3 protein-coding genes are annotated in these 4,310 nt (G+C 61.1%); all 3 read right to left on the reverse strand.

The annotated features are described in order from the left end of the window. Positions 1-1,120, reverse strand: a 1,120-nt coding sequence (locus AC1DWT_RS49825) for an APC family permease (RefSeq protein WP_477926127.1), incomplete at its 3' end; no start/stop codon positions are given. 32 nt (positions 1,121-1,152) lie between these two features. Continuing rightward, complete coding sequence (locus AC1DWT_RS49830) at positions 1,153-2,649, reverse strand: flavin monoamine oxidase family protein (protein ID WP_477926128.1); 1,497 nt, start codon at positions 2,647-2,649, stop codon at positions 1,153-1,155. A gap of 166 nt (positions 2,650-2,815) precedes the next feature. Beyond that, positions 2,816-4,310 (reverse strand): aldehyde dehydrogenase family protein (locus AC1DWT_RS49835; protein WP_477926129.1); only part of this gene is annotated, 1,495 nt, incomplete at its 5' end.

Below are 4,310 nucleotides of genomic sequence, written 5' to 3' on the forward strand. Positions count from 1 at the left end.
GGTAGCCGAGATTGCTCGCCAGCAGGATGCTCACCGGATGCCCCACCAGGACCATGACGGTCGCGTTGAGGAGCACGTCCAGGGTCAGGGATCGGCCGGGCACACCCCACCGGTTGACCCAGTCGAGTTGCTTGATGGTCATCCCTTCCTGGGCAAGGCCGAACAGCGCGCGGCCCCCGTCGGCGGTAGTGGAGATGATGGAGATCAGCAGGGCCGAAGCGATCACGATCGTTCCGATCCAGGCCGCGCCACCGAATGCGTGGTCGAACGCCACCGCGACATAGTTCACCGGGTTGTCCCGGACCACGCCCTCGCCAAGACCACCCGCGAGAGCGGTCGGGACGACGACGAACAACACGATCATGAACAACGAAATTCGCGACATGGCCTTGGAAGTGTCGCGGGCGGTGTCCTTGTACTCGGGTGCGAAAGACGCAACGATCTCGCCCGCGTAGATCGTCCACGCGGTCACGTAGAACACGACGGCGACAGTTCGCCAGTCGCCGGCCACCGACCACGACAAGTTGGCCGTCGACCAATGGATCGACGGGCTGACCAGGCACGCCACCGTTATTACGGCTAGACCTGCGACGACCAGCAATCCGAGCACCTTGTTGACCGTGGCACCGAATTTCAAGCCGAAGTAGTTGAAGGCCCAGGCGAACAGCATGGCACCGAGGGCGAAGAGGTGTTCGAGCCCGAGTTGGTTGCCGAAGATGCTGAAGGCGACAGTGTTGTCCTGAAACCAGGTCGCCTCGATCAATTCGCCGAAGACCACGGAGGCCATGGAGATGGACAGTGACCAACCGAGCCAGTAGCCGAATGCGGCGATAGCTCCCAGTGGGGCGAAGTATTTCTTCCAGCCCTCGATTGCGTAGCGTGCGACCCCTCCGGAGTCGCGGGGGAACATTGCCGCCATCTCCGCAAAGACTTGGCATTGCAGGAAGCTGATCACCGCTCCGATGAACCAGATCGTAATTGCGGTCCACGCACCGACTACGCCGAGTAGGTAGCCGAAGGTCACGAACAACCCAACTGGCAGGGTCAGCGCCATGGCCATGCCATCGCGCCAGGTGAGCTTCTTGGCGAGTCTTCGATCGCCCATGCTGTTTTCGGTCATGTCTCGTCCTTCGTTTTTATTGTCCCCCCGAGCTAGGTCGACGCGATCGTCGGGATCGGCACCTTCTGGTGATCTGTGTGGACGGCAGGCCGGGACGCCAGGCCGCGGCGAGCGTCCCGGCCCTGCATGTCTAGGTCTTCACCCCGGAATTCGCGTGCATCCGAGTTGCGCGAAGGGGGTGCAACCTGTGACCGGGCTCGGCTGGGATTCCCGGAGATCCGTGCATGAATCTCTCGATCAGCCCGGATTCCGGATTCGATCGCGCCATCGATGAACCCGTTCCATCCATTCGCGAGATCCGAACCAGCGAAGAAGACCCTGCCCTCGGGCTTCTGCAGCTCCGCGAGCAACCTCGTTGTCTGGCCCGGTCGGAACATGCACCAGGTGCCGCGCGAAAACTCGTCGCTTGCCCAGTCATGTCCCGTGGTGGCGACGACTTCCAGATCCCCGAATAGCTTCTGGAGTTCTGCACTGACCTGGTCAACGTCACTGGCGTTCAGATCAGCTCCTTCGGGGCCGAATGCGATCAGCAACTGGCCGTCATCGAGAACCTTGTCCGTGACGACATAGTTGATCAAATGGTTCTCCGGAGCAACAGCGAAGAACGGCTTGGGCAAGTCCCCTCGAACGTGCACCCACGCTTTCGAACCACGGCCGGGCTGGCCCTCAGAAATCCCCGCTTGTTTTGCGGCGGACAGTGCGGGACTGAAATCAATGGCACCGAAGGTATTCAATGGTGCCGCGACGACCACGTACTGAGCCCGCAAGGTATCCCCTTGCCGGGTGGTCACGACCACACCGTCATCCGATTGTTCCACCGCGGCAACGGGGGTGYTCAGCCGAACTTCGGCTGAGGAATCGTCGGCTATGGCCTGGATCAGAGAGCGTGTTCCGTTCTTGAGTTTGTAGCGCCCAACCGTATCGAATACTGCATTGATATCGAATCCGCTCAGCGCATACCAACGCAGCGCAGCAACCAGACCGACGTCTCCACAGGGAGCGGAGCCCATGGCTGTCCACAAGCCATTGGCCAGGTCCTTCTCTTCTGGAGTCAGGTCGAGTCCGTCGATCCGATCTTGGATCGACAACTTGTCGACGACCTCCAGCGCATCCTGATGGTAAAAGGGCTCGAACGGTCGCTCGAGAACCTCCCGAGCGTCCTGAACGACCATCTCCATGAGGGACTCGATAGCCGCCGAGGCCTCCTCGTAGGGAACGCTCTTCCGCCGGCCTCCGGTCACCGTGGCCGCGATCTCAGGCGCGGACACTCCGATGGTTTCGACAAGCTCGAGGTTGTAGCGCGAGATTTCCGCGAACGCATGTGGCTGGAACCAATGAACCCACGTACCTCCCAACTCCAACGAGTGCCCTGGCAGAGCGTCGTCCTTGTACCAGGTTCTGCCGCCAATGCGATCCCTGCCTTCGAGCACGACCACGTCGTACCCCCGGCGACTGAGTTCCCGTGAAGCGGTGATGCCGGCGAAGCCGGCTCCAATGATCACAACATCACATGACTGGTTGTTTCCCATGTCCTCATCCACTGATAGTCAAGAATTATTTGTCGGTGACAATTTGATTCGGTCACCTTCGGAACGAAGTAAAGTCCCCGGAATTGGGGCTACTGTCCTCCGGTTGTCTCCACGGTCGCTCGGCTCGAATAAGCGCTCCTCTTTCCGATCCCTCTTTTGCGAAGCTTCAGTCGCTCTTCTTGACGATGTGAAGGACGCTGGTGTCGGTGAATTCCAGGAGCCCTTCCATGCCGAACTCAACGCCGAGACCCGATTGCTTGCGTCCGCCGAAGGGAACGTCAGGCAGGACGGCACAATGCGTATTCACCCAGACCGTGCCACTCTCGAGGCGCTGCGCGACCCTGGTGGCGCGCTCCACGTCGGTGCCCCACACCGAATTGCCCAGGCCATATTCGGTCCCATTGACCTGCTCGATCACCTCGTCGAGGTCGTCGTACTTCACGATGGCGCGGACAGGCGCGAAGGTTTCCTCGGCGACGAGTGGACTGGCGTGATCGATGTCGCGGACGACGGTGAGCTGCACGAAATAGCCGGGGCCGTCGAACACGTCGCCGCCGGCGATGATCTTTCCATCACGCGCTGCGATCTCGAGTGCCTTCTTGGCAGCCTCCAACTGCTTCGGGTTCTGCACCGGACCGTATTCGGTGTCCGGGTCGAGTCCGTGACCGACCTTGGCGTCGGTGGCCAACCTGGCGAACTCATCGCAGAACTCGTCGTATTGCGAAGCGTGCACGAAGATCCGCTTGATGTTGATGCAAACCTGACCGGAGTTCCAGAATGCCCACTCGAAGATGCCTTTGGCGACCTTCGATACGTCTGCGTCGTCGAGCACGACCGCTCCGTCATTCCCGCCCAACTCCAAGACAACTCGTTTGAGAGTCTCGGCGCTGCTGGCCATCACCTTGCGGCCTGCGACGGTGGAACCGGTGAAGGAGATCTTGTCGACCTTCTTGTGGGCGGTCAGGTAGGGGCCCAGGTCGCCTCCGTCGCCCACCACGTTGACCACTCCGGCCGGAACCAGATCCTGGAGCATCTCACCGATCAGCATCGCGTTGAGCGGTGTGGTTGGTGCGGGTTTGATCACGATCGTGTTGCCTGCGAGCAATGCCGGCGCCACCTTGTAGATGGTCTGGAAAAAGGGGAAGTTCCACGGGATGATCCCGAGCACGACGCCGATGGGCTTGCGGTGGATCTCGATCCTCGAGTCCTCGTCGTCACGCACCACTTCGGGATCGAGGCGCAGGTCGGCGATGTGGCGCATCCAGATGAGGGCCGAGTCGACATCACCGTCGGCCGAGGCAGCCGGTTTGCCTGTTTCCAATGTGATGATCCGCGAGATCTCCTCCCGCCGCGCCTCGATGCGCTGCGCGAGCTGGTGCAGGATTCGTGACCGCTCCTCCACCGTGGTGTTCTGCCACTCTCCGAATGCGCGGGCCGCACCCAGGTATGCATCATCGGCCTGCTTCTCATCGGCGACCGGCGCCGTCGCGATGACCTCACCAGTTGCCGGGTCGCGGACCGGCTGACTAGTTGCCCCTTCGACTAATTGCCCATCGATCAGCTGCTTGAACGTCTGATCCGACAGATCGACTCGGGCAACCGAAGTGTCCAGCTGAGGGGGTGCGGGAGAGGGGGCGGTGGTCATGTCGTTGTCTCCATCG

The organism is Rhodococcus sp. P4_B6 (assembly GCF_056402215.1).